Below are 24,274 nucleotides of genomic sequence, written 5' to 3'. Positions count from 1 at the left end.
AGCAACGACTTGGAAAATTAAATGCGTCAATCGCCTGCCAGCCGCATTCTGCTTCTGCTAAAGACCGAAGGGCCGCAACGCGCAGCGTCGATCGGCGATGTGCTGGGCATCACTTCTGAAGCGGCGCGCCAGCAACTGACGAAGCTTGCCGAGGACGGTCTTGTCGAGCCGCTTACCGAGCCGGGTTCGGGCAGGGGACGGCCAGGCCAGCTCTGGCATTTGACCCCCGCCGGCAATCAAACCTTTCCGGACGGCCACGCGGAATTGACCGCGACCCTTCTGAGCACCATGGTCAAGACGCTCGGCAAGGATGCGCTGGATACCATCATCTCGGCACGCGAGGCAGAAACCGTGAAGCGCTACCGCGATGAGGTCTCGGCTTCAGATCTCGCTCTGCGCGTCCGCCAGCTGACAGCGATCCGGACGCGCGAAGGTTACATGGCGGATAGCTGGATGGAAGAGGACGGCTCGTTTATGCTTGTCGAAAACCACTGCCCCATCTGTGCGGCGGCCCGGGCCTGCGCCGGCTTCTGCCGTTCCGAGCTCGAGACCTTCCGCAATGTGCTCGGCGCCAACGTCGAGCGGTCCGAGCACATTCTCCTCGGCGCCCGCCGCTGCGCCTACCGGATCAGACCGCTTTAGGCTTCGCGACGAAACGGGCATGCAATTGCGCCGCAGCGCGGCCGAAAGGCGTTGCTTTATCGGCGCAACGCGTTATGGCTTTGCTCTCCCCAAAAACCGATCCGGATTCGTGCCCATGTCCAATCCCGTCACTGTCGAAGTCACTCGCGGCTCGCTCGTCGAAAGCCGCCATCGCGGCACGGTCGTTGCCGTCGACGGCGATGGCAAGGTCGTCTTCGGGCTTGGCGATATCGATGCCGGCGTTTTCCCGCGATCCTCCTGCAAGGCTATGCAGGCGCTGCCGCTGGTCGAAAGTGGTGCAGCCGATGCCTATGGCTTCGGCAACAAGGAACTGGCGCTCGCCTGTTCTTCACATAACGGCGAGGACGAGCATGTGGCACTTGCCGCCTCCATGCTGGCGCGCGCTGGAGGGAGCGTCGAAACGCTGGAATGCGGTGCCCACTGGTCATCGGACCGCAAGACTCTGATCCACCAGGCGCGCACGATCACAGCGCCGACGGCGCTGCACAACAATTGTTCCGGCAAGCATGCAGGCTTCGTCTGCGCCTGCTGCCATCGGGATATCGATCCGAAGGGCTATGCCGGCTACGACCACCCGCTTCAGCAAGAGATACGCGGTACGATGGAGAGCCTCAGCGGCGCCGTGCTCGGCCGCGACAATTGCGGCACCGATGGCTGCTCGATCCCGACCTATGCCGTGCCGCTCCGCGGCCTCGCGCATGGCTTTGCCAAGATGGCGACCGGCAATGGCCTTGAGCCTTTGCGCGCCAAGGCCTCGCGCCGCCTGTTCGACGCCTGCATGGCGGAGCCTTTCTATGTCGCGGGTACGGGCCGCGCCTGCACGGAGCTGATGCAGATTGCGCCGGGCAGGATTTTCGCCAAGACCGGCGCCGAAGGCGTCTTCTGCGCCGCAATTCCCGAAGAAGGGATCTCGATTGTCGTGAAGTGCGAGGACGGGACGACCCGCGCCGCCGAGGCCATGGTGGCGGCAGCGCTTGCCCGGTTCTTCGAAAGGGGCAGCGAGGTTCACGCGAAGCTGATTTCGATGGGCGTCAAGCCAATGCACAATTGGAACGGCATCCATGTCGGCGACATTCGCGTCACAGCTGCGCTTCTTGCGTAGGCCGTGCCGTTACGGCACAGGCTGCTTCGGATAATCAGCAATTCCTAATATGCGTTAAACCAAATCCTGCGAGAGGAGATGCGCGGCGGCGCAATTGTCCTAGTATGGTGCGGCGTTCAACCCGTGCCACGAGGGCAGGATATGTTTGCAGGCCGCTATCTCTGGTGGATGCTGATCGCCGTCGCGATCTTCCTGTTCTTTTCCATGTGCTTCGATTACGTGACCTGGGCGGTCGTCGCCATGTCCGGTTGCGCCGAGGTCGCCGGTTCCTGCGGGCCGATCATGCTTGCCATGTCCGGCGCAATGAAGCCTTCGGGTATTGGGCTTGCGGGAGCAATCATGGTGATCTGCACAATCGCCCGTTTGCGCTACCTGTCGGTCAACTGGTTCTGGGCGCCTGTCGCACTTGTCTGGTTTTCGGCGTCGGCGGCCTTCCCGGGGATTCTCGCGGGCGGCTGGACGGGCCAGTTGCGTCCGGAAATGGTCGTTGAAAGCCTGCCGGTGGCCTTCCTCTTCGTCACGGTGTTCTGCGGTTATCTCTTCATCGCCTTTGAAGAGGGGAGGATGGTTCCCTTTGGCCAACGCGCCTGGCTGCGGGTCGTCATCTGGATTGCCGCAGGCTACGGCGTCCTTACAGCAATCGCCGAAACGCCAGGCCTCGGCGCTCTCCCGGCGCGCATCCTCGGCATGCCGTGGATCGCCTCAGCAGTTGCGGCATTCCAGCCGCTTTTGGCAGCAATCTTCGATCTCGGAACCGGCAGCATGATGCCGGCCTATGCTATGCTGGCGCTCTTCGTGGCGGCTCTCTGCGCAAGCCTGCTGCCGCAGGACATCGCGCGGCTCGCCGCGCCCTTCATGCTTCGAAGATCGCGGCATTGAGCGCCCGGTAGGGCGCAAGCCGCTCTTCCGGCACTCCTGCCGAAACGATCAGTCCGGCAACATCGGCAATGCCGAGCACAGCGCAGGGCGAAACAAGATCGAATTTCTCCTCGGTCAGCAGGACATATGTTTCGGCCGCACAACGGGCGATATGGCGCTTGATCGCCGCCTCCTCGAAATCGCCTGTGGAGAGCCCGTGCACGGGATGGGCGGCGGTGACGCCGAGGAAGAAGATGTCGGGTCTAAGCTGCGAGATCGCCGCCATGGCTGCAGCGCCGGTTGCCACCATCGAGTGCTTGTAGAGCCGCCCGCCTGTGAGAATGATGTCGGCGGTCGGGTGATGCTCCAGTTCCGCCGCGATCGTCGGGCTATGCGTTGCGACGGTAAAGGCGATGTCGCGTGGCAGGTACCGGGCGATCTCCGCCGTCGTCGTCCCGCCGTCGAGAAAGATCATCTGCCCCGCTTTCACCATTTGCACCGCCCTGGCGCCGAGCCTCTGCTTGGCATCGGACGAAACGCTCCGTCGCGCCGAGAAATTTGGCAGGTCGGGCGCAATCGGCATCGCGCCGCCATGCACCCGGTTCAAGAGGCCGTCAGCCGCCATCTCCCGCAGGTCGCGCCGGATCGTGTCTTCTGATAGCGCTAAATCTTCGGCGACGCGTTTGGCGATGACCTGGCCGTCACGGCGCAGGATGTCGAGGATCAGGGATTTGCGCTGTGTTGTCAGCATTGCTCTGCACGAAATTCAACGAATTATCACGATAATGCCTGAAATGACTCGACATGCAAGCAATTTCACGCATTATCGTGAGATCCCGTGCATGATGCCGGGCCTGAGGAGTCTGAGATGTTGATCTTGATTGCAGGGCCGTACAGGTCCGGAACCGGCGATGACCCGGTAAAAATGGCGACCAACCTGAAGCGACTGGAAGAACCGGCTTACGCGCTCTTCAAGGCGGGCCATGTGCCGATGATCGGCGAATGGGTGGCCTTGCCGGTCTGGAATGCAGCCGGAGGCAAGTCGATCGGCGATGATCTCTATGAGCAAATCTTCCACCCCGTCGCCCACCGGCTTTTGGAGCTTTGCGAGGGCGTGCTGCGGCTGCCGGGAGACTCCAAGGGTGCCGACAACGACGTCCGCATCGCGCGCGAGCGCGGCATTCCGGTCTGGTACAAGCTGGAAGAGGTGCCGGGCTGCGCGAGAGCCGGGTGATGGCGCCGGGGCCGGCAACGGCCTCGATTTCCGCCATGGGCAGGGTGTGACGGCTGCGCTATAAAGTTCCCGAAAGGGAGTCTCGACCATGCTGACATTTTATTTCGCGCCAAGCACCTGTGCGCTGGCAAGTCTCATCGCGCTGGAGGAATCCGGCCTTGCCTATGAAGCAAGGATGATCAGCTTCAAGGACAACGAGCAGCGCTCGCCGGAATATCTGAAGATCAACCCGAAGGGACGCGTCCCCGCCCTCGTCACCGATCGCGGCATTGTCACCGAAACGCCGGCGATCCTCGCCTATATCGCGCAGACCGCCCCGGCGGCCAGGCTCGCGCCACTCGACGACCCCTTCGAGTTCGCCCACCTGCAGGCCTTCAACAGCTACCTCTGCTCGACTGTGCATGTAAACCATGCACACAAGCGCCGCGGTTCCCGCTGGGCCGACGATCCCGCCGCGCACGAAGCCATGCAGGCTAAAGTGCCGCAGACCATGACGGAAAGCTTCGAACTCATCGAGGAGACGATGCTCGCCGGCCCCTGGGTCATGGGCGAGCAGTATTCCGTCGCCGATCCCTATCTCTTCACGATGACCGGCTGGCTGCGCGGCGACGGCGTCGACCCGATGCGCTTCGCCAAGGCCACCGCCCACTACGCCCGCATGATGGATCGCCCGGCGGTGCAGCGCGCGCTGAGGATTGAAAAGGGATGAGGGCGCCCTTACTCCCTCATCATCTCGGTCGGCGAGAGCAGATGGGGTGGCTCAAGCGAGCAATCCTTGCCATGCCTGAGTTCCCGTCACGAGGACCGGAATGAGGTGCAAGGAGGGCCGGCGGCATCCAATCCATTGCCGTTGCTTGCGCAAAGACCCCAGCAGCAATCATGCACATTTCGAAAACGGCCGCGTCTCATATCGCGTTGGCTTCGGCGCCGGATAGTTTAAAGGCAGATCGGCCATTTGCCGCAGCGACATTGCGGCGATCTCCGGATGCGACAGCGGATCGTCGGCCTCAGGAGCCTCCGCGTCGGATGCCTTGGTCAAGAAAAACTTCAGCAATGACATGGCATGCCTCGCTTTCTCTGGTTCGGAAATGCAAGTGTGCGGCGAGAATATCGCGCCGTTACAGGTGCTCCGCCTCAATATCGGAGCCATGAGAAACCTTTTCAATTGAGATTATCAGCGACGCGCTATAGAAAATATATATGCGGAATCTCAACTCGGTGCATTTGAACGGGCTGCGCGCGCTGGAGGCCGTCGGGCGTCTCGGTTCGCTGCAGCTTGCTGCGGAGGAACTCGGGGTCTCGATCGGTGCCGTCAGCCAGCAGGTCATCAAGACCGAAGCGCAGCTCGATCAGCTGATTTTCGAGCGCACGTCGAAGGGCATGGTGGTGACGCAAGCGGGCGCGCCGGTGCTTGCCGCTCTGACGGAGGGCTTCAACCGTATGTCGCAGGCCGTCTCGATCGCGCAGCGCCGGGACGACGCGACGCTGACGATCTCCGTAGCACCCGTCTTCGCCGCTCGCTGGTTGGTGTGGCGGCTCGATCGTTTCGCCGCGCGTTTTCCGGATATCAAATTGCGCATCGACGCGACGACATGCCTCGTCAATCTTTCGACCTCCGACGTCGATATCGGCATCCGCGTCGGTGCCGGGCAGTGGCCGGGGGTGACGGCCGAACTGCTTGTGGAGCAGGAAGTGTTCCCAGTCTGCGCACCGCAGATGGCGCGCGATCTGAAGGAACCCGCGGATATCCGGAAGCTGCCGGCCGTCATCGATGGCCGCGCCATGTTCGGCTGGGAGGTCTGGATGCAAGAGGCGGGCCTTGCCGGTTCGGCGCCGGCGACGCGCCACGTCTTCAACGACGCATCGCTCTGTCTCGATGCGGCCATCGCCGGGCAGGGCGTCATGCTCGCCTGGCAGACGCTGGCAGACTATTCGCTGCAGGCCGGCCAACTCGCCGTCCCATTCGACATCCGCGCGAAAACCGGTTTCGGCCATTATTTTGTGGCAGCCGAAGGCGCGCGCGAGCCGAAGAAGGTGCGCGACTTCAAGGCCTGGATCCGCGAGGAGATGGCCGGCACGGTGAAGCTCTTTTCTTGAGGGCGTGACTGACAGGGGGCTGCGCTTCGCTGGCATTGGCATTGCACAACTCGTGTGGCAAAGCTGTTCGCTAGAACCACATTCGCAAAGGACGAACCGTCACAGTGCCCATCGGCGTCGCACACGCAGAACTGATCGCGGTCCTCGCTGCCGTAACCGACGAAGACCCGCGCGTCATGACGGTCAGGACTGGCGAGGCGCTGCCTTCCGGATCCTTCGAGATGGGGCACCGCACGCTGCAGAGCGGGCTGCGGGAGTGGATTCAGGAGCAGACGGCGCATCCGGTTGGCTATCTTGAACAGCTTTATACCTTCGCCGACCGCGACCGGCAGAACGAGATCCTCGGTGGACGGACGATCTCGATTAGCTATCTGGGGCTGGTGCGGGAGCACCCGGCGCCGGGTTGGCATAGCTGGTACGAATATTTTCCGTGGGAGGATCACCGCAAAGGCAAGCCGCCGGTCTTCGACGCGCTTGTCGACCGGCTGCGGCTTTGGGAAGCGACGGATGCTGCTCGCCTGCAGAACCGCAAGCGCCGGATCGCCTTTACCTTCGGCCTGGATGGCGCCGCATGGAACGAAGATCTCGCCCTGCAACGCTACGAACTGCTGTATGAGGCGGGTCTGGTGGCGGAGGCGGGCGCAACCGTGGCGGAGAACCCGGGTCGTCGGATGTTTGCCGATCACCGGCGGATTCTCGCGACCGGAATAGCCAGGCTCCGCGCGAAGATCAAGTATCGCCCGGTCGTCTTCGAGCTCATGCCGGAGAGCTTCACGCTGCTCAAGCTTCAGCGCAGCGTCGAAGCGCTGGCGGGCCTTACGCTTCATAAGCCGAATTTCCGCCGGCTGATCGATCAGCAGCAACTGATCGAGGAAACCGGCGAGATGGCCAGCGAAACCGGCGGCCGCCCGGCGAAGCTCTTTCGCTACCGGCATGCCGTTCTCGAAGAACGCGCGCTGTCCGGCTCGAAACTCCCACTCTCCCGCGCTTGACATAAACTCAAACTGAGAATAATTAGTTTGCCCTAGAAATACTCGTTTCGAGTATAAAAGGAGCTCGCCGTGAATTCTCCCGTTTCCGCGTCCTCTCTGTATGACCGTGTCAGCCGCGTCATTCCTAAGGCGGAATGGCTGACCTTTCAGGACGATGTCGAAGCGATCCTCGATCTGAAGCGCCGCCGCAACGCCGTCATCCTCGCCCACAACTACCAGACGCCGGAGATCTTCCACGGCGTTGCCGATATCGTCGGCGACAGCCTGGCGCTGGCGCGCAGGGCGATCGAGGTGGATGCCGATGTGATCGTGCTGGCCGGCGTCCACTTCATGGCCGAGACCGCGAAGCTGCTTAATCCCGGAAAGACGGTGCTCATTCCCGATATAGGCGCCGGTTGCTCGCTGGCGGATTCGATCACGCCGGAGGATGTCGCTCTGCTGCGCCAGGCCCATCCCGGCGTGCCGGTAATCACCTATGTCAATACCTCCGCCGCGGTGAAAGCCGCCTCGGATGTCTGCTGCACCTCGGGCAATGCGAAGCAGGTGGTCGAATCGCTTGGTGTGCCGCGCGTGCTGATGATCCCGGATGAATATCTTGCCCGCAACGTCGCAAAGGAAACCGATGTTGAGATCATCGCCTGGCATGGCCACTGCGAGGTGCATGAGCTCTTTAACGCGGATGATGTCCGCCAGCTTCGGGAAAATTATCCGGGCGTCACCGTGCTTGCCCATCCGGAATGTCCGCCGGATGTCGTCGCCGAAGCGGATTTTGCCGGCTCCACCGCCATCATGTCCGATTATGTCGGGAAGAAGCGACCGGCGCGCGTCGTGCTGCTCACCGAATGCTCTATGAGCGACAACGTCGCCGTGCACCATCCGGATGTCGAATTCATCCGGCCCTGCAATCTCTGCCCGCACATGAAGCGGATCACGCTTTCGAACATCCGCACGGCGCTTCAGGAAAATCGCCACGAAGTCACCGTCGAGCCCGCCATTGCGGTGGCCGCGCGGCGTGCGGTGGAAAGGATGCTGGCGATATGACCGAAATCCTCACCCATCTTGCCGGCCGCCCGGTCATCGTCGGCAGCGGCATTGCCGGCCTGATGGCGGCGCTCACGCTGGCACCGCAGCCGGTCGTCCTGATCACGCAAGCCGCCCTCGGCGCCGGGACCTCGAGCGCCTGGGCCCAGGGAGGCATCGCAGCAAGCATCGGCGCGGATGACAGCGCGGACCTGCACCTTGCCGATACGCTTGCTGCCGGTGACGGCCTGTGTGACCGTGAGATCGCCGCCGGTATCATAAGCGAGGCGCCAGCGATGATCGCGGCGCTTGAGAAATCAGGCGTCCGCTTTGATAGGAATGCCGAAGGTCGGCTTGCGCTCGGCCTGGAAGCCGCTCATTGCTGCCCGCGCATTGTACATGCCGAAGGCGACGGCTCCGGCGCCGCCATCATTCGCGCGCTGGTACGAGCCGTCTCGGCCATGCCGTCGATCACCGTGCTTGCTAATTTCGAGGTCCGACGTCTGGCGCTCGCAGACGGTGCGATCGGCGGCGTCCTTTGCGCGTCCGGCGGAAAGGCTTTCATCGTACCGACGCCATATGTCCTCTTGGCAACCGGCGGCCTCGGCGGCCTCTACGAGGCGACGACCAATCCGATCATCAATTTCGGCCAGGGCATCGTCCTTGCTGCAAGGGCAGGCGCCGAGCTTGCGGATATGGAATTCGTGCAATTCCACCCGACCGCACTCCGTTCGAAGCGCCGGCCGCTGGCGCTCGTCAGCGAAGCGGTGCGCGGCGAAGGCGCTATGCTGGTCAACGAGCGCGGCGAGCGCTTCATGGCGGATCAGCCTGCTCAGGAACTTGCACCACGTGACGTGGTGGCCCGCGCGATCAGCGCCGAGATCGCTCGCGGCGGCAAGGTCTATCTCGACGCGCGAGAGGCCCTTGGCGCTCGCTTTTCAAGCCGCTTTCCGGTGATCGATACCCTCTGCCGCGAAGCCGGGGTCGATCCGGCGCGGCAGCTGATCCCGGTTGCACCGGCCGTGCATTACCACATGGGCGGTGTCGCCACGGACAAGAACGGCCGCAGTTCCGTTCCCGGCCTGTGGGTCGCCGGCGAAGCGGCATCGACTGGCCTGCACGGCGCCAACCGCCTTGCCAGCAATTCGCTGCTCGAAGCCGCGGTCATGGGCGTGCGCTCGGCCCGGGATATCGCCGGCACGACCATATCCGTGCGGCCAACAGTGATCGAACCGCTGCCGCCGCAACCCGACGCATCGCCGATCCGGCGGATTGTCTCCGCGCATCTCGGCGTGCTGCGGAACGGCGGTACGATCCATGGCGCGATCGGCGCGCTCCTGCCCTTCGTCGAGAAGGAGGGGCCAGCAACGGATCCCGCCACCGTCGCGCTGCTGATTGCCGCCTTTGCGGCGCTGCGGACGGAGTCGCGCGGCGCCCATGCCCGAACCGATTTTCCGCTCAAGCACGCGCATGCCAAGCGCCAAAAGATGAATTTTCCTCAGGCTTTGAACTTTGCGCGGGCCGTTTCATCCGACCCCCTTGCCAGGAGTGCTTGACATGACGCTTGTTCCCCTGCCGCGGCTGCTCATCGAGCCACCTGTCCGCAATGCGCTGTTGGAAGATCTCGGCCTTGCTGGCGATATCACCTCGGCTGCCGTCATTCCGCAAGATCACCGCTCCACGGTCGTCATGGTGGCCCGCCAGCCGGGCGTGATTGCTGGGCTCGACGCCGCCGCGCTGGCGTTTGAGCTTGTCGATCCCGCAATCATTATGACCCCTCATGTCGAGGACGGGGCGGCGGTGAAACCCGGGGACGTCATCGCCACGATCGAAGGTCGTTCGCGCGCCATTTTGACCGGAGAGCGGACGGCGCTGAATTTTCTCGGCCATCTTTCGGGCATCGCGACGGTGACGGCCGGGATCGTGGCCGCGATCGGTGGTACGAATGCCTCGGTCGCCTGCACCCGCAAGACGACGCCGGGACTGCGCGCGCTGGAGAAATATGCAGTGCGCGCCGGTGGCGGCGTCAACCATCGCTTTGCGCTTTCCGATGCCGTGCTGATCAAGGACAATCATGTCGCCATTGCCGGCGGCGTCGCCGAGGCCATTTGCCGGGCCAAGGCTGGTACCGGCCATATGGTGAAGATCGAAGTCGAGGTCGATACGCTCGATCAGTTGCGCGAAGCCATGGAGACCGGCGTGGATGCCGTCCTGCTCGACAATATGACCCCTGACCAGCTTCGCCGGGCGGTCGAAATCGTCGCCGGCCGTGCGATCACCGAAGCTTCCGGGCGGGTGACGCCGGAGACTGCAGGTGCGATTGCCGCCTCCGGCGTCGATCTGATCTCGGTCGGCTGGCTGACGCACAGCGCGCCGACGCTGGACATTGGGCTCGATTGGAAATCCAACCATCGGTGTGATCGAACTGGCTTTGGTTCAGACAGGCTCCTTTAAGCGTACCGCCTGCATGGCGAGATAGGCCGGGCGGGACTGGCAGCGCTTTAGCCAGGCGTTAACCTTCGGATGAGCGTCGAACAGGCCCTGTTCCGTTTGGCCATAGCGCAGCACTTCCGCAACGTTGAGATCGGCAACGGTGAAGCGGTCGCCGACGATCCATTCCTTGTTGGCGAGGTGCTTTTCCAGCACGGCGAGCGGGCGCTTCAAGGAGCGGCAAGCGACGTCGATCGTGGCCTTTCCCGCCTCGGTGTTTTCCTGCTCGTTGTCATAGGTCACGACGATCCTTACCGTATGCGGCTCGAGTTCCGCCAGCGCCCAGATGGTCCACATCGTCAGCAAACCGTCCTCCTCGACGGTATTGCCGGAAATCGGGCCGCCGTGCTTACGCACAAGATAGAGATTGATCGCCAGCGACTCATGCATCACCAGCTCGCCGTCCTTGATCGAGGGGATCCGCGCCATCGGATTGATGGCGATGAATTCGGGCGAGAGCGTATTGATCGGTGCGTCCGGCGCCAGCGGATTGGCAAGCCGCTTCGCCTGGATCACCGGAACGGAGGTGAAGGTGATCCCGAGTTCCTCAGCCGTCCAGTAGACGCGCGCAGCGCGCGAACGGTAAACGCCGTAGATTGTCAGCATGCTTGGTCCCCTTTGTCGTTGCGCGCAAGTTAGAGCGCGGCCCGGCGAAGCGAAAGCGGCTGGTCCTGATGGATCAATGAAAGCTTTTGATGCGTCCTAGCTGGTGCGGTTCCCTTCGATGGTGAGATGCGGGTATCGCTCGCTCCCCGCTTGCGTGAGATCCCCCGAGACCTTCTTTTCCCATTCGAACCCTAAGACTGCGCCCTCGGTCATTTCCTCAAAGACGTTGTCGGTGATTACCGCCGTGCCTGAACCCTCCGCCACCGAGACCGCACACCCAACAGGCGCCTTGCGTATGACATTTCCGGTGACAACGAGATTGCGCAGATACGGCCCCCAGCCGAGCTGCATCGCCCAGAGCGGCGCATCTTCGATGACATTGCCTAAGATGGTCGTGTCGGCTTCCGCGGCAATTCCGATGCCGAAGCCGACCTCGGATTTGTAGGGGCCGTCGCGCCTCAGGTTCCGCACGATGTTGCCGATGATGGTGGCTAACCTTCCGCCTTCGTTGAAATTGGCGATCGAGATGCCGTTTGCAGCACCATCGACGAGGTTGCCGGATAAGACGGCGCCTTGAAAATCGAACTCGGCATAGATCGCCGTCTCGCCGGAGCGCAAGCATTGATTGCCGGTGATCTGCACATTGTCGCCGGAATTGGCCCGCACGGCGGTAAAGGCGCAATCGGCAATCTGGTTATTTGCCACCATCACGCCACCTGCGCGGAAGACATTAATGCCGTTGCCGTTCTGCCCCGTGCCGCCGTCATCCGCCCTAATGCGCCTAACGCGGTTGCCGATAACGACGGTGCCATCCTCGCCCTTTTCCCAGCGGTGCACGAGAATGCCGCCATTGCCGCAATCGGCAACGGTGTTTCCCGTGATCGCAAGCCCGGTGGAATCGACTGCGAAGATACCGGCCTGCGCCGCCCCCGAAATGCGGCTGCGCTCGATCCGGCCGCCGCAGCGCTCCAGGCGCAGGCCATGCTTGCCGGCCTCGCGGATTTCGCAGTTGTCGATCTGCACGTCGGCAATGCCGGTCAATTGCACGAGGCCGCTATTGTCCTTCCCGCTCGTTTCGCCGCTACCCTCGATGACGATGCCGGAAAGCTCGATCCGCCGGGCGCCTTCCGCCGAATTGACACTGCCTCGATGTAGAATCCGCGACGCCCCCGCAACGCCCATAACGCGGGCATTGTCCGGTAATACGAGGTTCGAAGCTTCATAGGTCCCGGCCGGAAGATAAAGCGGCGTGTCGCTGCGTGCCGCCTCGTCAACCAGAGCCTGCAGCCCGCGCGTTGCCGCGCCGGATGCATCCAGCGCCCCGCGCAGTTCGGGCCGTTTTGACGTAGCGAAGGCGCGACTGGCCATCGGCAGGACCAAAGCCGCACCGACAAAGACGAGCATATCGCGCCGCAGATACATTCAGGACCCTTTCGCCGCCCGTAGGACATCATTCGTGCCAAACGAATATCTGTTCTGACACAGAATCCTTGCCGCGAAGTATCTTGGGAAGCCTAATTTTCCCTGAGCTTGCCGATCGCCTCGATCTCGTTCGTCCATATGCCACCGGAATAATCGGCAGGCAGCTTTGCCAGCAGTTCGGGCGTATCGATCCCCGTCGAAAAATCGCCGCCGCGATAGGGGCCGAGCGCAAAGACCACGCTGTTTCCAGCCTCCATCCGATTGAGGAAACGGTCCGGCCAGCCCCAGAGCCAGGGAGCGATATTGACCGGCACCAGCATCATCGTGTTCTTGCAGGCTTGCGGCAGGATGCCCGTCCAGCCGTAGCCGATATAGGCGAGCAGGCAGGCTTTGAGGCTCGCGCGCGATGTCGTCTTGATGTCCGGCGCCAGGCGGCGGATGGTTTGGATGGGCTCGTCGCCGCCATAGACGATGATCAGTTCCCGGCGCTCGGCAGGCAGGGCGTTGAGGACGGCAGCCAGGTTTTTGCCTTCCAGCGGATCCCGGCTTTTGACATTGATCAGCAGCCGTCTGTCTGGAAACGTCTGAAGCACCTCGGCAAGCGTCGGCATCTGGCCGATGCCGGCACCTCGGAAGGGAAAGGTCTTTCCGCCGTCGGCCGTATAGCCATAGCCGATATCGAGCGCCTTCATCTCCGCCATCGAGTGCTCGCGGGTGACGCCGTGCCCATTCGTGCGGCAGTCGAGCGTCCAGTCGTGGAAGATTGCGAATTCCCCATCCGTCGTCGGATGGACATCGACCTCGACGATTTCCGCACCCAAATCGAAGCCCGCGCGCATCGAGAGGATGGTATTTTCCAGATAGTGGTGCTTCGGCGGAAGCATGCGCGCCGCCGTGCAGGTGTCGTTCGTCAAATCCCGCTCGTCGAAACGCTGGGCGATCCCGCGATGTGCCAGCAGCACCGGCTTGCCTTCCCGGTGCGATGCCAAAAGATTGGTATTGTTCAGATAGACGGCTACGGCGAAGACGGCGATTGCCGTAGTGCTATAACGCAGTCTCTTTCTCAAAACGGTTCCCTCCCAACGAATGGGGCGAATCGGTAAGGCGAGATTTGGGTCGATCTGCGGCAGCCGGCGGCAGGCGGACGGAATTGCAGGAAGCTACTGGCTCTGCGCCCATTTCCCGCTATCTTCCCGTTGATGATGCGACCCGATGCTCTTGTTTTTCCGGCTCCCGAAGGGCTTTATTGCCCTCAGGGCGGATTCTATGTCGATCCGGTGCGGCCGGTGGAGCAGGCGCTCGTTACTCATGGCCATTCCGATCATGCCCGCCCGGGCCACCGGCATGTTCTCGCGACGCGCCAGACGCTCGACATCATGCGCCTGCGCTGCGGCGACGGGTTCTGTGGCAGCGAGCAGGCCGTCGGCTTCGGCGAAGAGCTGGATTTGAACGGCGTCAAGGTAAGCTTCCATCCGGCAGGCCATGTCCTCGGCTCTGCTCAGATTGCGATCGAAAAGAACGGCACCCGCATCGTCGTTTCCGGCGATTACAAGCGCCGTCCGGACCCGACCTGTGCGGCCTATGTGCCGGTGCCCTGCGATGTCTTCATCACCGAAGCGACCTTCGGGCTGCCGGTGTTCCATCATCCCGATCCGATGGGGGAGATCGGCAAGGTGCTTGCCTCGCTCCGGCAGTTTCCGGAGCGCACGCATCTCATCGGTGCCTATGCGCTCGGCAAGGCCCAGCGCGTCATCCGTCTGCTGCGCGATGCCGGTTACGGCGAGCCGATCTATATCCACGGGGCCATGGAACGGCTCTGCGAGTATTATGCCGGGCAGGGCATCGACCTCGGCGACCTGCGGCCGGCCACGGTTGAAAGCCGCGACAAATCCGCCTTCAAGGGCGCCGTCGTCGTCGGACCGTCGTCGGCCTTCGCCGATCGCTGGGCACGCCGCTTCAACGAACCGCTCCCCGCCTTCGCCTCCGGCTGGATGATGGTGCGCCAGCGCGCCAAGCAGCAGGGTGTCGAGCTGCCGCTCGTCATTTCCGACCATTGCGACTGGCCGGAACTCACCGAGACGATCACCGAACTCAGCCCTGCCGAAGTCTGGGTCACCCACGGCCGCGAGGAAGCGCTAGTCCGCTGGTGCGAACTGCAGGGCATCAAGGCGAGGCCGCTGCATCTGGTGGGTTATGAGGACGAGGGGGATTGAGGAAGATGTGTGGGACTATTCGCAACGCCCCCTCCCCAACCCCTGCTTACAAGGGGCAGAGGGTACGATGCGGCTCCCTTTCGCCCCAATACAGCGTCGCTTCCTGCTACATCGTTGCGAATGAAACGCGGTGGGCACGGCGTCTAGGCCCCTCCTCCTTGTTGGGAGGGGTTGGGGAGGGGCCCTCAGCAGAAATGGCTTCTCGACCGGCTGGAGCGGCCCCATGAAACCCTTCGCCGATCTGCTCGACCGTCTCGTCCTGACGCCCAGCCGCAACGGCAAGCTGAAGCTCCTGACCGACTATTTCCGCGACACACCCGACCCGGACCGCGGCTATGGCCTTGCGGCGATCGCCGGCACGCTCGACGTGCGCAACGTCAAGCCCGCCATGCTCCGCGATCTGACGCTTGAGCGGATGGACGAGGTGCTGTTTCGCTACTCCTACGACTATGTCGGCGACCTCGCCGAAACGATCTCGCTCGTCTGGGACAACGAAAAGGACATCGAGCGCTCCGCCTTTGTCCAGCCGCGCCTCGGCGAGGTCATCACCCGCATGAATTCGCTCGGCCGCACCGAAGTTCGCAGTTTCGTGCGCGATACGCTCGACCGGCTGGATCCGTCTGGCCGCTTCGCCTTCATCAAGCTCGCCACCGGCGCCATGCGCATCGGCGTTTCGGCAAGGCTTGCCAAGCAGGCGCTGGCCGATCTCGGCGGTAAGGACGTGATCGAGATCGAGACGCTGTGGCACGGTCTGGAGCCGCCCTATGAATCGCTCTTCGAATGGCTGGAGGGCAGGGGCGGCAAGCCAGTGCTCGCGACGCCGGCGATCTTCCATTCCGTCATGCTCGCCCATCCGGTGGAGGACAATGATCTCGCCAGCCTCAACCCGGCGGATTATGCGGCGGAATGGAAATGGGACGGTATCCGCGTCCAGCTTTCCCGCTCCGGCGAAACGCGCAAGATCTATTCGCGCTCCGGCGACGACATCTCCAATGCCTTTCCGGATATTCTGGAGTCCATCAGCTTCAACGGCGTGCTCGACGGCGAACTGCTCGTTGGCGGAACCGCCCGCTCGAACAGCCCGACGAGAACCTTTTCCGACCTTCAGCAGCGCTTGAACCGCAAGACGGTGACGGCGAAGATGCTCGATGAATACCCCGCCTTCATCCGGGCCTACGACCTGCTGTTCGACGGCGAAGAGGATGTGCGCGGCAATAGCTTCATCGACCGCCGCGACCGGCTCTCGGAGATTATCGAGCAGGCGCCGCACGATCGGTTCGACCTCTCGCCGCTCGTCGCCTTTTCGACATGGGAGGAATTGGACGACTTGCGGACTTCGCCGCCCGACCCGGTGATCGAGGGTGTGATGATCAAACGCCGGGACAGCATCTATCAGGCGGGCCGCATGAAGGGCCCGTGGTTCAAGTGGAAGCGCAATCCTTACAACGTCGACGCCGTCTTGATGTATGCCCAGCGTGGTCATGGCAAGCGCTCGAGCTATTATTCCGATTTCACCTTCGGTGTCTGGGCCGAGACGCCGGACGGCGAACAGCTGGTGCCTGTCGGCAAGGCCTATTTCGGCTTCACCGATCAGGAATTGGAGCTGCTCGATAAATTCGTCCGCAACAACACCATCGAGCGCTTCGGTCCGGTTCGTGCCGTACGCGCAGATCGGGAGTTCGGCTTCGTCGTCGAGGTCGCCTTCGAAGGCATCAACCGCTCGACGCGGCACAAGTCCGGTGTGGCGATGCGCTTTCCGCGTATCTCCCGCCTACGGCCGGACAAGCCTTCCTATGAGGCAGACCGTCTCGAAACGCTGGTTGCGATGATCGACGAAAGCCGTGGAATAGGCCCGCCTGCGCGACAATGACGCAGGGCCGGATTTCAACGCAATGTGTATTGGCCGAAATGCCGTTCTGGTGCAGATATTTGAGTGCCCCGGGGGCTATCGGGTGCTGTGTCATGTCCTTTGACGACGATCGAAATGCCTTTTTCCGCCAACGCCGCGCTGTCCTCGCCGGTATCGCGGGTGCCCTCATGCTTCCCCGCGCTGCGTCCGCCTTTAATGTTCCGGATCAGCCGCGCCTGATCACCCACGACTATGCCAAGGTCCGCCGCCGCTTCCGCACGAAGCTGCTGCAGAAGGGTCCTGCGCCGGACAAATACGAGGCATTGGCCCCGCCGCCGGATGGCGAGCAGATATTCTACCGCTCGGGCGCCGGCGGCGAGCTCGAACTGGCGGCCTGGGTCAGCAAATACAAGCGCGGGCACCACGCAAAGCCCGGCGTGCTTTTCCTTCATGGCGGCAATGCCATGGGTGCTGGCCAGTGGCAGCTCCTGAAACCCTATGCCGAGGCGGGTTTCGTGGTGCTGATGCCGTCTGTGCGCGGAGAAAATGGCCAGATGGGCAATTTTTCCGGCTTCTATGACGAGGTGGACGACGTTCTTGCCGCCGCCGAGCGGCTGGCGCACCTGCCGGGCGTCGACCCGAGCCGGCTGTTTGTGGCGGGCCACAGCATCGGCGGCACGCTGACTATGCTTGCCGCCATGAGCACACACCGTTTCCGCGCCGCCGCCCCGATTTCCGGCAATCCGGACGCCTTCCGCTTCTTCAATCGCTACCCGCAGGACATCCGCTTCGACGACGGCAACAAGCACGAATTCGAGGTCCGCTCGGCGCTCTGCTATGCGCAAAGCTTCAAGTGCCCCGTCCACGTCGTTCACGGCACGGAAGAGGATCAATTCAACGACCGTGCGGGCCTGCTCGCTGCCCGCGCCCGTGCGGCCGGTATCCGCATCGAAACCGATAGGGTAGCCGGCAACCACACCTCCGCGCTGCCGGCCGAGATCGAGCAAAGCATCCGTTTTTTCCGTGGGGTGGCTGCTTGAACGCGTCTTCAATTTTCGCCGCGAGGGTCTATATTGGACGCATGATGGCGCAAATCGCAGACGAGATCATTCCGAATGACTTCCCGGAGCTGAAATCGCTCCTGATGGATCGCGATCCTCTATGCGCCATTTCCGCAAAGGAGGCCTTCGCCCTTTACGAGCGCAACTGGCGCTTTGTCGATGTTCGCAAGCTCACCGAACATGAAGCGCAGCTTGTGCGCGAATTGGCGACCGTCTACGGCCACGGCGTTGTGCTGGTGTGATGCCCAGCCGACGCCAGCTTCACGCCAGCCGCAAATGCCATCCTCCCGCCAGATATTGCTCCGCTGACAATGGATAAAGGGTGGGTTTATGGATTTTTCGCGCCGGGTGTTTCCCTCTGCCGGCCTTGCCGTGGCGGTCCTTGGCCTCAGCGGCTGCAACATCCTTATTCCGGATACGGGCGCGACCGATCCGGCCCGCTTCGTGCAGGAGACTTCGCCGGTCTTCTATGAGCCGCCGGGCGTTGATCCGCGCAAGGTAAGAGCGATCCCCGATCCGCCGGTGCCTCAGGTGCGCGATCTCTACTCGACGCAATTCAATCAGACCTACGGCCTGCCGGTCACCAATCCGGTGAACACCGCCTTGTACGGCGAGCTTCGCGATGGCGATTTCCTTTTGCCGGCCATTCCGGTCAGTCGCGTCAGCCCCGAGTATCTCCGTCAGGAAGTCGACTACCCGACGCAGGAAAGGCCGGGCACTGTGATCGTCGATACGCACGCCCGCCATCTTTATCTCGTCGAGCCAAACGGCAAGGCGATCCGCTACGGCGTCGGCATCGGCCGCGAAGGCTTCGCCTGGTCGGGCCGCGGCGTCATCCAGTGGAAGCAGAAATGGCCGCGCTGGACGCCGCCTGCCGAAATGGTCTCGCGCCAGCCGGATATCCGCCCCTTCTCGGCCGAAAACGGCGGCATGAATCCTGGCCTCGGAAATCCGCTCGGCGCCCGCGCAATGTACATTTTCAACGATGGCCGCGATACGCTCTACCGCGTGCACGGCACACCGGATTGGCAATCGATCGGCAAGGCGACCTCGTCGGGCTGCGTGCGCATGCTCAACCAGGACGTCATCGACCTTTACGACCGCGTTCCGGCCAAGGCCGAGATCGTTGTGATGTAGCGGCGCAACAGGGCGGGCGATATCGTCTGCCCGCACGGGGACACGACTTCGTGAGGGTATGGTTTATTTGGCGGCGGCAGATAGATTTCCGAGTCGTCACCGGCGTTGAATGAACCAACCGGGGTGGGTGCCGCATTCCGGCCCTTCCCCCGCGACAGAAGGAAATCCGTCCCGCGCATGAGTCTCGAAAAATCTCTCTCCCGCCGCAACTTTCTCTCTTTTTCGGCTTTGACGGCGGCCTCCGCGCTCGCCGGCTGCGCTTCCACTTCGGCACCGAGCGTCCAGCCCGTCGGTTTCCGTTTCCCACGCCCTTTCGAGACGACGCCCGCTCCCACGGATGCCGAGCTTGACGTGATATACGGTCCCATCGAGGACGGCGGCTTTTTGATCCCCGCCGTCCCCTATCAGCAGATCGATCCGCGCTACTATCGCCAGCAGGTCATCGACCCGACAGGCGAGCGTCCAGGCACGATCGTCGTCGATACGCCGTCGCGCTTTCTTTATCTCGTCCAGCCGGGCGGGACAGCAATGCGCTACGGCGTCGGCATCGGACGCGAAGGCTTTGCCTGGTCCGGCAACGGCGTCATCCAATGGAAGCAGAAGTGGCCGCGTTGGAAGCCGCCGAATGAGATGGTTGCCCGCCAGCCGGAACTCGCAAAATATTCGATCGAACGCGGCGGCATGGAGCCTGGCCTCCTGAACCCGCTCGGCGCCCGCGCGCTCTATATCTTCTCGAATGGCGAGGATACGCTCTACCGCCTGCACGGCAATCCGGAATGGCGCTCGATCGGCAAGGCCGTTTCGTCCGGCTGCGTCCGCCTGCTGAACCAGGATATCATCGATCTCTACGACCGCGTGCCGAACAAGACGCCGATCGTCGTCTGGCAGTGATGAATGAGCTCGACTTCCTTCTGCCTCGGAAGGAAGTCCTTTTGACCGGCCTCAGCCGCCCGCCGGCAGATGGCCGGCAGCCAGTCCTGCGCTGTTGTAGGCGGGGCGGGGCGTCGGCAGTGCGATTGGCGATCCTTCCGGCGGCATGACCGTGCCTGGTGGAGCCGTCGATGCCGGGGGAGCGGCCGGAATGGCGGAGGTCGTGGTGGCATCCGGCATCGATGCCACATCGGGCATGACCCCCGGGATTGGCCCCTTTGCCGGGAGCAACACGTCGATTTGTGTGGAAGTCGCGAACGGCTGCACGCCTGCGAACTGAACCGGGCCCGATAGCCGCGGGTCGGAAACGTAGTTCATCGCAACTTCATAGGCCGGCAGAGGTGCCGGCGTTTGCAATGCTCCGTCCCTGCCGCGCTTTTCATAAAAGACGTTGCCGCCGGCTTCGACGACATAATGCATGTTGCGATAGGGGAATTTCAGGCCGTCGGTGTGGAAGAACATGGCGTTCTGCACGCCGGGATGCCGTTCCCCCCGCAAGATTCCGTCCACGGCGGAATCAAGTTCCGGTCCGGCCTTCGGGTCGACGACCCTGGTCATGACGCCGGGCGCGAACTGCTTTTCCTGCGCTACGACCTCGCAAATCGTGTCGGGATAGGCAGGCGATGTTAGCCGGTTCATTACGACGGTTCCGACCGCCATGTAGCCATCGCGATCCGAGTGTTCGGATTCGAAATACATGGCGCGCTTCAGACAATCGCGGTCTCGTGCCGTGTAATTATAAGTCACTTTGGCTGATGCTGGTTTCGCGGTGGAAGAAGGACGTGCAGTCGACGATGGCGCCTTGGCGACCGTCGTGCACCCTGTTGCAGCCAGTCCGGCGAAGAGAATCCCGGAGATGGTTTTGCCCAATGCGTATCGCGCCCTCAACGGCCGGTGCCTCCTATTGTTATAGTCCAGCCCAAATCACGTCGCGAAAACGTTTTAACTCACGTTCGTAAATATTCCAAACACATTTCGTGATTTACAGAAAAATCCTTATATTTCAAAGGGAAGATGAGGCCTTTAATGGCTAAGTCGCTAGGCGGCTGCCCTGGAAATGTTCATCCGGCAGCCGGATGCTTCGAGTGCGGCGCTGGCAACGTCGATGAAGAGCCGGCGGAACCAGACGGAGCGTCCGTCCGCCCGGTCGATGCGGCGGTAAAGCATCGTGACCGGTTCGGCAGGCAGCGGGATTGGTGGCACTGAAACCGTTAGTCCATGCAATTGTGCCATGCAGCGGGCGATCGATTCCGGGATGGTCGCGATCGCCGGCATGGCCCGCAGCGCCGTCGGTAGGGCGGAAAAGCGGGGCACGGTGGCCACCACCTGCCTGCTATGCCCCAAGCGGGCAAGCGCGATATCGACATTGGTCGAGCCGTTGCTGCCTTCGAACGAGACGCCGACATGGTCTGCGCTGGTGAAGTCCTCAAGGGTCAGCGGGGTCTTCAGCCTGAGCTGCTTCGGATCGTAGATCGAGATCGAACACTGGTCGAAGAGCGGATCGCGGATATGCCAGGAGGCGGGCTCGTCGTGGATCGAGACGCTGAAATCATAGGCGCCCTCGTCGAGCAGGCGTGCGGCGTCGCGTTTGTGGAAAGCCACACCGACCAGCCGGGCGCCCGGCGCCAGTTCCCGCAGGCGCGCCGCGAGCGGGCCGAAGAAGGCTGATTCGAGATTGTCGCACAGGCCGATGCGGAATTCGCCCTTCCAACTAGCAGGGTCAAAGGCGGCGGGCGGGCGGATGGCCCGCTCGATGCCGGAAAGCGCATCCTCGATTGCCGGCGCGATGGCAAGCGCGCGCGGCGTCGGCTGCAGGCCGCGTCCGACACGGACGAACAATTCGTCGTCGAGTGCTTCGCGCAGCCGCCGCAACGCCGCCGAAAGTCCCGGCTGACCAAGCAGCAGCCGCTCGGCCGCGCGGCTTACATTGCGTTCTTGCATCAGCACTGAAAAGGCCAGCAGGAGGTTCAGGTCGATTTTCCGAAGGGTCGCGTCATTCATCATTATCAGTAATACCTGGCATGGTTACTATCAATTTGCAATAGGTTTCGGAGATGATCATTTTGGCGTTCCTCTGCCGCTTCCTCCCAACCCGCGCGGCAGCAAAAGGAACGATCTCGATGACTCTCACACAATCTCGAAGTGGGGCGGGGCTGGCATTGCTGTTGCTTTGCGCCGCCAATTTTCTTGACGCCATGGACGTTTCGACCATTGGCGTCGCACTTCCCGCCATTCAGGCCGAACTCGGCATGCAGGCAACTTCGCTGCAATGGGCCGTCAGCGCCTATGTCCTCGGCTACGGCGGCTTCCTGCTGCTCGGCGGGCGCGTTGCCGATGTTTTCGGCCACCGCCGCGTCTTCCTCTGGTCGCTTGCCGTCTTCGCCGCTGCGAGTATCGCGGGCGGCTTTGTCGACAGCGGGCCGACGCTGATTGCCGCCCGTCTCATCAAGGGCATCGCCGCGGCCTTCACTGCACCGGCCGCTTTGGCGCTTCTGCTTTCCGTCTTCGGGGAGGGCAGCGCCCGCGCCAAGGCGCTCGGGGTCTTCTCCTCCACCGGCGCCGCAGGCTTCGTGCTTGGCATGGTCCTTGGCGGTGCGGCCACCATTTTAAGCTGGCGGGCGACGCTCGTCATGGGCGCTCCGGTGGCGATCCTCACGCTGGCGATCGCGCCATTCGTCCTGCCCGCAGACGAGCGCCGGGGAGCCGACCGTCCGCGCTTCGACTGGGCAGGCGCCTTGACCATCACCCCCGGCCTGCTGCTCTTTGTCTTCGGCATCACCAACGCCGCAGCCGAGGGCTGGAGCGCCTTTCCCACCTGGGGTGCACTGACTGCGGCGGCCGTCCTGATCCTGCTCTTCCTTGCCGTTGAGGCCCGCCATGCCGATCCGATGGTGCCGCTTGCAATGTTCCGCCGGGCAAAACTCAGCCATGCCAATGCCGTCGCTGCTCTTTTTCAGGGCGTCTATGTCGGCTTCCAGTTCATCGCGACGCTCTACTATCAGAACGAGCTCGGCTGGTCGGCGTTCAGCACCGGCTTCTGCTTCGCTTTGGGCGGCGTCTTCGTCATGTTCCTGGCGCCACGCTTTGCCGCGATCGCGCAGAACCGCGGCACCACGGGCCTCATGGCGCTCGGCGTGGCGCTGCAGGCAGCAAGCTACATCTTCTGGGTCGCGGCCGTCGGCGAGATCAATCCGATCCTGCTCGTCATCCTGTCGCAGGTCCCGCTCGGCCTCGGTTACGCGCTGACCTATCCCTCCGTTCAGGTCGCGGCACTCGCTGATGTCGAGGAAGACAAATCGGGCCTGGCGTCCGGCATGCTCTTTGCCGCCTTCCAGATCGGCGGGGGCATCGTGCTCGCAGCCGCCTCCGTGGTCTACAGCGCGGCGCCGTCCTTCGGCTGGGATCCTTACGTGGCAGGCGTCGCCTTCACGGCGCTGCTTGCCGTCGCGGTCGTGCTTCTCGCCGCCCTCGGTCCGAGGACGTCGCCGTTGCGCGCCGCAGCCTATCAGGCCGCCGAATAGATCTTTGAACGCCCGCGCTTAAAGGCGCGGGCGATTTCTCACACGGCCGCATTCAGGTTTCCGCGCAGCTTCTGTAAGGATCCGCGGATTTCCGCCATTTCCTCGAGCGTGCAGCCGGCCGCCTGGCCGATGGCCGTCATGATCGTTGCCGCCTCGCTCTTCATCGATCGGCCCTTCGGCGTCAGTGAAACGATCACCTGCCGCTCGTCACGTGCGTCCCGGGTCCGCTTGATCAGCCCGGTCTGCTCGAGCCGCTTGAGCAGCGGCGAGAGCGTGCCTGAATCGAGGTCGAGCTGCTCGCCGATCGTCTTCACCGGAAGTTCGGCATTTTCCCAGAGCACGAGCATCACCAGATACTGCGGATAGGTGAGGCCGACCTTGTCGAGGATCGGCTTATAGGCGCGCGTGAAGGCATGCGCTGTCGCGTAGACCGCGAAACAGAGCTGTTTCTCCAGCCGCCTCTCCTCTTGCGGGATTTCCATCGTCTTTGCCATCTGCGCTTTCATGATCCTGTTCCTTTGAGGTGCAATTCTCCTCTTTTCAGATTCCGAATGCAATTTGCGAAATTCACTTGTGTACAATTTAATTGTGCGATATACGAAGTCCAGCCCCAACAGAAAGGAGACTGACATGCCTATCCTCTATACGACCCAAGCTTCCGCCACCGGTGGCCGCGCAGGCCGCGCCGTTTCCGAAAACGGCGTTCTCGACGTGACGTTGACTGTTCCGAAGGAACTCGGCGGCGATGGCGCCACCGGCACCAATCCCGAACAGCTCTTCGCGGCCGGCTATTCCGCGTGCTTCCTCGGTGCCCTGAAATTTGTCGCGGGCCAGCAGAAGGTCAAGATTCCGGAAGACACCACGGTTTCGGCCAAGGTCGGCATCGGTCCGCGCGAAGACGGCACGGGCTTCGGCATCGACGTGGCGCTCACCGTCAATATCCCTGGCCTGGATAGGGCCGCGGCTGAAAAGCTCGCCGCCGCCGCCCACATCGTCTGCCCCTACAGCCACGCCATGCGTACCTCGACAGAAGTTCCGGTCACAGTGGCTTGATGCGGAATCACCTTCTCCCCGCGGGG

At 62.7% G+C, this 24,274-nt stretch carries 25 protein-coding genes; 18 read left to right on the top strand and 7 right to left on the bottom strand.

Features of this window, described 5'->3' with window-relative positions:
• Positions 1-21: 21 nt before the first annotated feature.
• The 3 genes from BLP23_RS02340 to BLP23_RS02330 all read left to right on the top strand — a co-directional run bounded on the left by BLP23_RS02340 (position 22) and on the right by BLP23_RS02330 (position 2,644).
• On the top strand, positions 22-642 hold the full coding sequence (locus tag BLP23_RS02340; RefSeq protein ID WP_092583373.1) for a helix-turn-helix transcriptional regulator: 621 nt from the start codon (positions 22-24) through the stop codon (positions 640-642).
• A 115-nt stretch (positions 643-757) separates the two neighbouring features.
• Positions 758-1,765, top strand: coding sequence for an asparaginase (locus tag BLP23_RS02335; RefSeq protein WP_092584234.1), 1,008 nt, complete (start codon positions 758-760; stop codon positions 1,763-1,765).
• A 141-nt stretch (positions 1,766-1,906) separates the two neighbouring features.
• The gene (locus tag BLP23_RS02330) at positions 1,907-2,644 is read left to right on the top strand and encodes a hypothetical protein (RefSeq protein WP_092583372.1); all 738 of its coding nucleotides are present in this window, start codon (positions 1,907-1,909) and stop codon (positions 2,642-2,644) included.
• On the opposite strand, the gene BLP23_RS02325 is transcribed toward BLP23_RS02330, so the two are convergent.
• Positions 2,619-3,374 carry a DeoR/GlpR family DNA-binding transcription regulator gene (locus BLP23_RS02325; RefSeq protein WP_092583371.1) on the bottom strand — a complete coding sequence of 252 codons (756 nt, stop codon included), beginning with the start codon at positions 3,372-3,374 and terminating at the stop codon, positions 2,619-2,621. The two genes, BLP23_RS02330 and BLP23_RS02325, sit on opposite strands and share 26 nt — an antisense overlap.
• Positions 3,375-3,491: 117 nt before the next feature.
• On the opposite strand from BLP23_RS02325, the gene BLP23_RS02320 reads away from it, so the two are divergent.
• From BLP23_RS02320 to nadC, 7 genes are all read left to right on the top strand, one after another.
• Positions 3,492-3,857: a DUF4406 domain-containing protein gene (locus BLP23_RS02320; protein WP_092583370.1), complete on the top strand. Its 366-nt coding sequence runs from the start codon at positions 3,492-3,494 to the stop codon at positions 3,855-3,857.
• Between the two features lie 88 nt (positions 3,858-3,945).
• Complete coding sequence (locus BLP23_RS02315; protein WP_092583369.1) at positions 3,946-4,566, top strand: glutathione S-transferase family protein; 621 nt, start codon at positions 3,946-3,948, stop codon at positions 4,564-4,566.
• Between the two features lie 491 nt (positions 4,567-5,057).
• Positions 5,058-5,954 carry a LysR substrate-binding domain-containing protein gene (locus tag BLP23_RS02305; protein WP_092583367.1) on the top strand — a complete coding sequence of 299 codons (897 nt, stop codon included), beginning with the start codon at positions 5,058-5,060 and terminating at the stop codon, positions 5,952-5,954.
• A 104-nt stretch (positions 5,955-6,058) separates the two neighbouring features.
• Positions 6,059-6,946 carry an NUDIX hydrolase gene (locus BLP23_RS02300; RefSeq protein ID WP_092583366.1) on the top strand — a complete coding sequence of 296 codons (888 nt, stop codon included), beginning with the start codon at positions 6,059-6,061 and terminating at the stop codon, positions 6,944-6,946.
• Positions 6,947-7,015: 69 nt separating this feature from the next.
• Positions 7,016-7,987 carry a quinolinate synthase NadA gene (gene nadA, locus BLP23_RS02295; protein ID WP_092583365.1) on the top strand — a complete coding sequence of 324 codons (972 nt, stop codon included), beginning with the start codon at positions 7,016-7,018 and terminating at the stop codon, positions 7,985-7,987.
• Positions 7,984-9,522, top strand: a complete 1,539-nt coding sequence (locus tag BLP23_RS02290; protein ID WP_092583364.1) for an L-aspartate oxidase — start codon at positions 7,984-7,986, stop codon at positions 9,520-9,522. The genes nadA and BLP23_RS02290 overlap by 4 nt, the downstream gene beginning before the upstream one ends.
• Position 9,523: 1 nt before the next feature.
• Positions 9,524-10,420 carry a carboxylating nicotinate-nucleotide diphosphorylase gene (gene nadC, locus BLP23_RS02285; protein ID WP_092583363.1) on the top strand — a complete coding sequence of 299 codons (897 nt, stop codon included), beginning with the start codon at positions 9,524-9,526 and terminating at the stop codon, positions 10,418-10,420.
• On the opposite strand, the gene BLP23_RS02280 is transcribed toward nadC, so the two are convergent.
• The 3 genes from BLP23_RS02280 to BLP23_RS02270 all read right to left on the bottom strand — a co-directional run bounded on the left by BLP23_RS02280 (position 10,403) and on the right by BLP23_RS02270 (position 13,551).
• Positions 10,403-11,062 (bottom strand): glutathione S-transferase family protein, encoded by a 660-nt coding sequence (locus BLP23_RS02280; protein WP_092583362.1) that lies wholly within the window; start codon positions 11,060-11,062, stop codon positions 10,403-10,405. The genes nadC and BLP23_RS02280 overlap by 18 nt on opposite strands.
• Before the next feature lie 96 nt (positions 11,063-11,158).
• The gene (locus tag BLP23_RS02275) at positions 11,159-12,484 is read right to left on the bottom strand and encodes a TIGR03808 family TAT-translocated repetitive protein (RefSeq protein WP_092583361.1); all 1,326 of its coding nucleotides are present in this window, start codon (positions 12,482-12,484) and stop codon (positions 11,159-11,161) included.
• A gap of 92 nt (positions 12,485-12,576) precedes the next feature.
• Positions 12,577-13,551, bottom strand: coding sequence for a glycerophosphodiester phosphodiesterase family protein (locus BLP23_RS02270; protein ID WP_092583360.1), 975 nt, complete (start codon positions 13,549-13,551; stop codon positions 12,577-12,579).
• Positions 13,552-13,686: 135 nt separating this feature from the next.
• Between BLP23_RS02270 and BLP23_RS02265 the strand changes: the two genes are divergently transcribed.
• The 6 genes from BLP23_RS02265 (at position 13,687) to BLP23_RS02240 (ending at position 19,635) form a co-directional block, all read left to right on the top strand.
• On the top strand, positions 13,687-14,697 hold the full coding sequence (locus tag BLP23_RS02265) for a ligase-associated DNA damage response exonuclease (RefSeq protein ID WP_092584233.1): 1,011 nt from the start codon (positions 13,687-13,689) through the stop codon (positions 14,695-14,697).
• Between the two features lie 223 nt (positions 14,698-14,920).
• On the top strand, positions 14,921-16,567 hold the full coding sequence (locus BLP23_RS02260) for a cisplatin damage response ATP-dependent DNA ligase (RefSeq protein WP_092583359.1): 1,647 nt from the start codon (positions 14,921-14,923) through the stop codon (positions 16,565-16,567).
• Positions 16,568-16,659: 92 nt separating this feature from the next.
• Positions 16,660-17,586, top strand: coding sequence for an alpha/beta hydrolase family protein (locus BLP23_RS02255; RefSeq protein ID WP_092583358.1), 927 nt, complete (start codon positions 16,660-16,662; stop codon positions 17,584-17,586).
• Positions 17,587-17,627: 41 nt separating this feature from the next.
• The gene (locus tag BLP23_RS02250; RefSeq protein WP_028739817.1) at positions 17,628-17,849 is read left to right on the top strand and encodes a hypothetical protein; all 222 of its coding nucleotides are present in this window, start codon (positions 17,628-17,630) and stop codon (positions 17,847-17,849) included.
• Positions 17,850-17,937: 88 nt separating this feature from the next.
• Positions 17,938-18,744 (top strand): L,D-transpeptidase, encoded by an 807-nt coding sequence (locus BLP23_RS02245; protein WP_092583357.1) that lies wholly within the window; start codon positions 17,938-17,940, stop codon positions 18,742-18,744.
• Between the two features lie 177 nt (positions 18,745-18,921).
• A complete protein-coding gene (locus tag BLP23_RS02240) occupies positions 18,922-19,635 on the top strand; it encodes a L,D-transpeptidase (protein WP_039844261.1) in 714 nt (237 codons plus the stop codon).
• A 51-nt stretch (positions 19,636-19,686) separates the two neighbouring features.
• On the opposite strand, the gene BLP23_RS02235 is transcribed toward BLP23_RS02240, so the two are convergent.
• Both BLP23_RS02235 and BLP23_RS02230 read right to left on the bottom strand, forming a co-directional pair.
• Entirely contained in the window at positions 19,687-20,562 is an 876-nt protein-coding gene (locus BLP23_RS02235) for a cell wall hydrolase (protein WP_092583356.1), read from the bottom strand.
• 150 nt (positions 20,563-20,712) lie between these two features.
• Positions 20,713-21,678, bottom strand: coding sequence for a LysR family transcriptional regulator (locus tag BLP23_RS02230; RefSeq protein ID WP_092583355.1), 966 nt, complete (start codon positions 21,676-21,678; stop codon positions 20,713-20,715).
• 116 nt (positions 21,679-21,794) lie between these two features.
• Between BLP23_RS02230 and BLP23_RS02225 the strand changes: the two genes are divergently transcribed.
• Positions 21,795-23,195 (top strand): MFS transporter, encoded by a 1,401-nt coding sequence (locus BLP23_RS02225; protein ID WP_092584232.1) that lies wholly within the window; start codon positions 21,795-21,797, stop codon positions 23,193-23,195.
• Positions 23,196-23,233: 38 nt separating this feature from the next.
• Here BLP23_RS02225 and BLP23_RS02220 read toward each other — a convergent pair whose 3' ends face one another.
• Positions 23,234-23,701: a MarR family winged helix-turn-helix transcriptional regulator gene (locus BLP23_RS02220; RefSeq protein ID WP_092583354.1), complete on the bottom strand. Its 468-nt coding sequence runs from the start codon at positions 23,699-23,701 to the stop codon at positions 23,234-23,236.
• Between the two features lie 124 nt (positions 23,702-23,825).
• Between BLP23_RS02220 and BLP23_RS02215 the strand changes: the two genes are divergently transcribed.
• Positions 23,826-24,248, top strand: coding sequence for an organic hydroperoxide resistance protein (locus BLP23_RS02215; RefSeq protein ID WP_092583353.1), 423 nt, complete (start codon positions 23,826-23,828; stop codon positions 24,246-24,248).
• Positions 24,249-24,274 lie beyond the last annotated feature (26 nt).

Origin of the sequence: Rhizobium mongolense subsp. loessense (genome assembly GCF_900099775.1) — a bacterium.
In the GTDB taxonomy this organism is placed as follows: domain Bacteria; phylum Pseudomonadota; class Alphaproteobacteria; order Rhizobiales; family Rhizobiaceae; genus Rhizobium; species Rhizobium loessense.
Note: the sequence above shows the minus strand (reverse complement) of the source record. Positions and strands in the feature narration are given on the sequence as shown.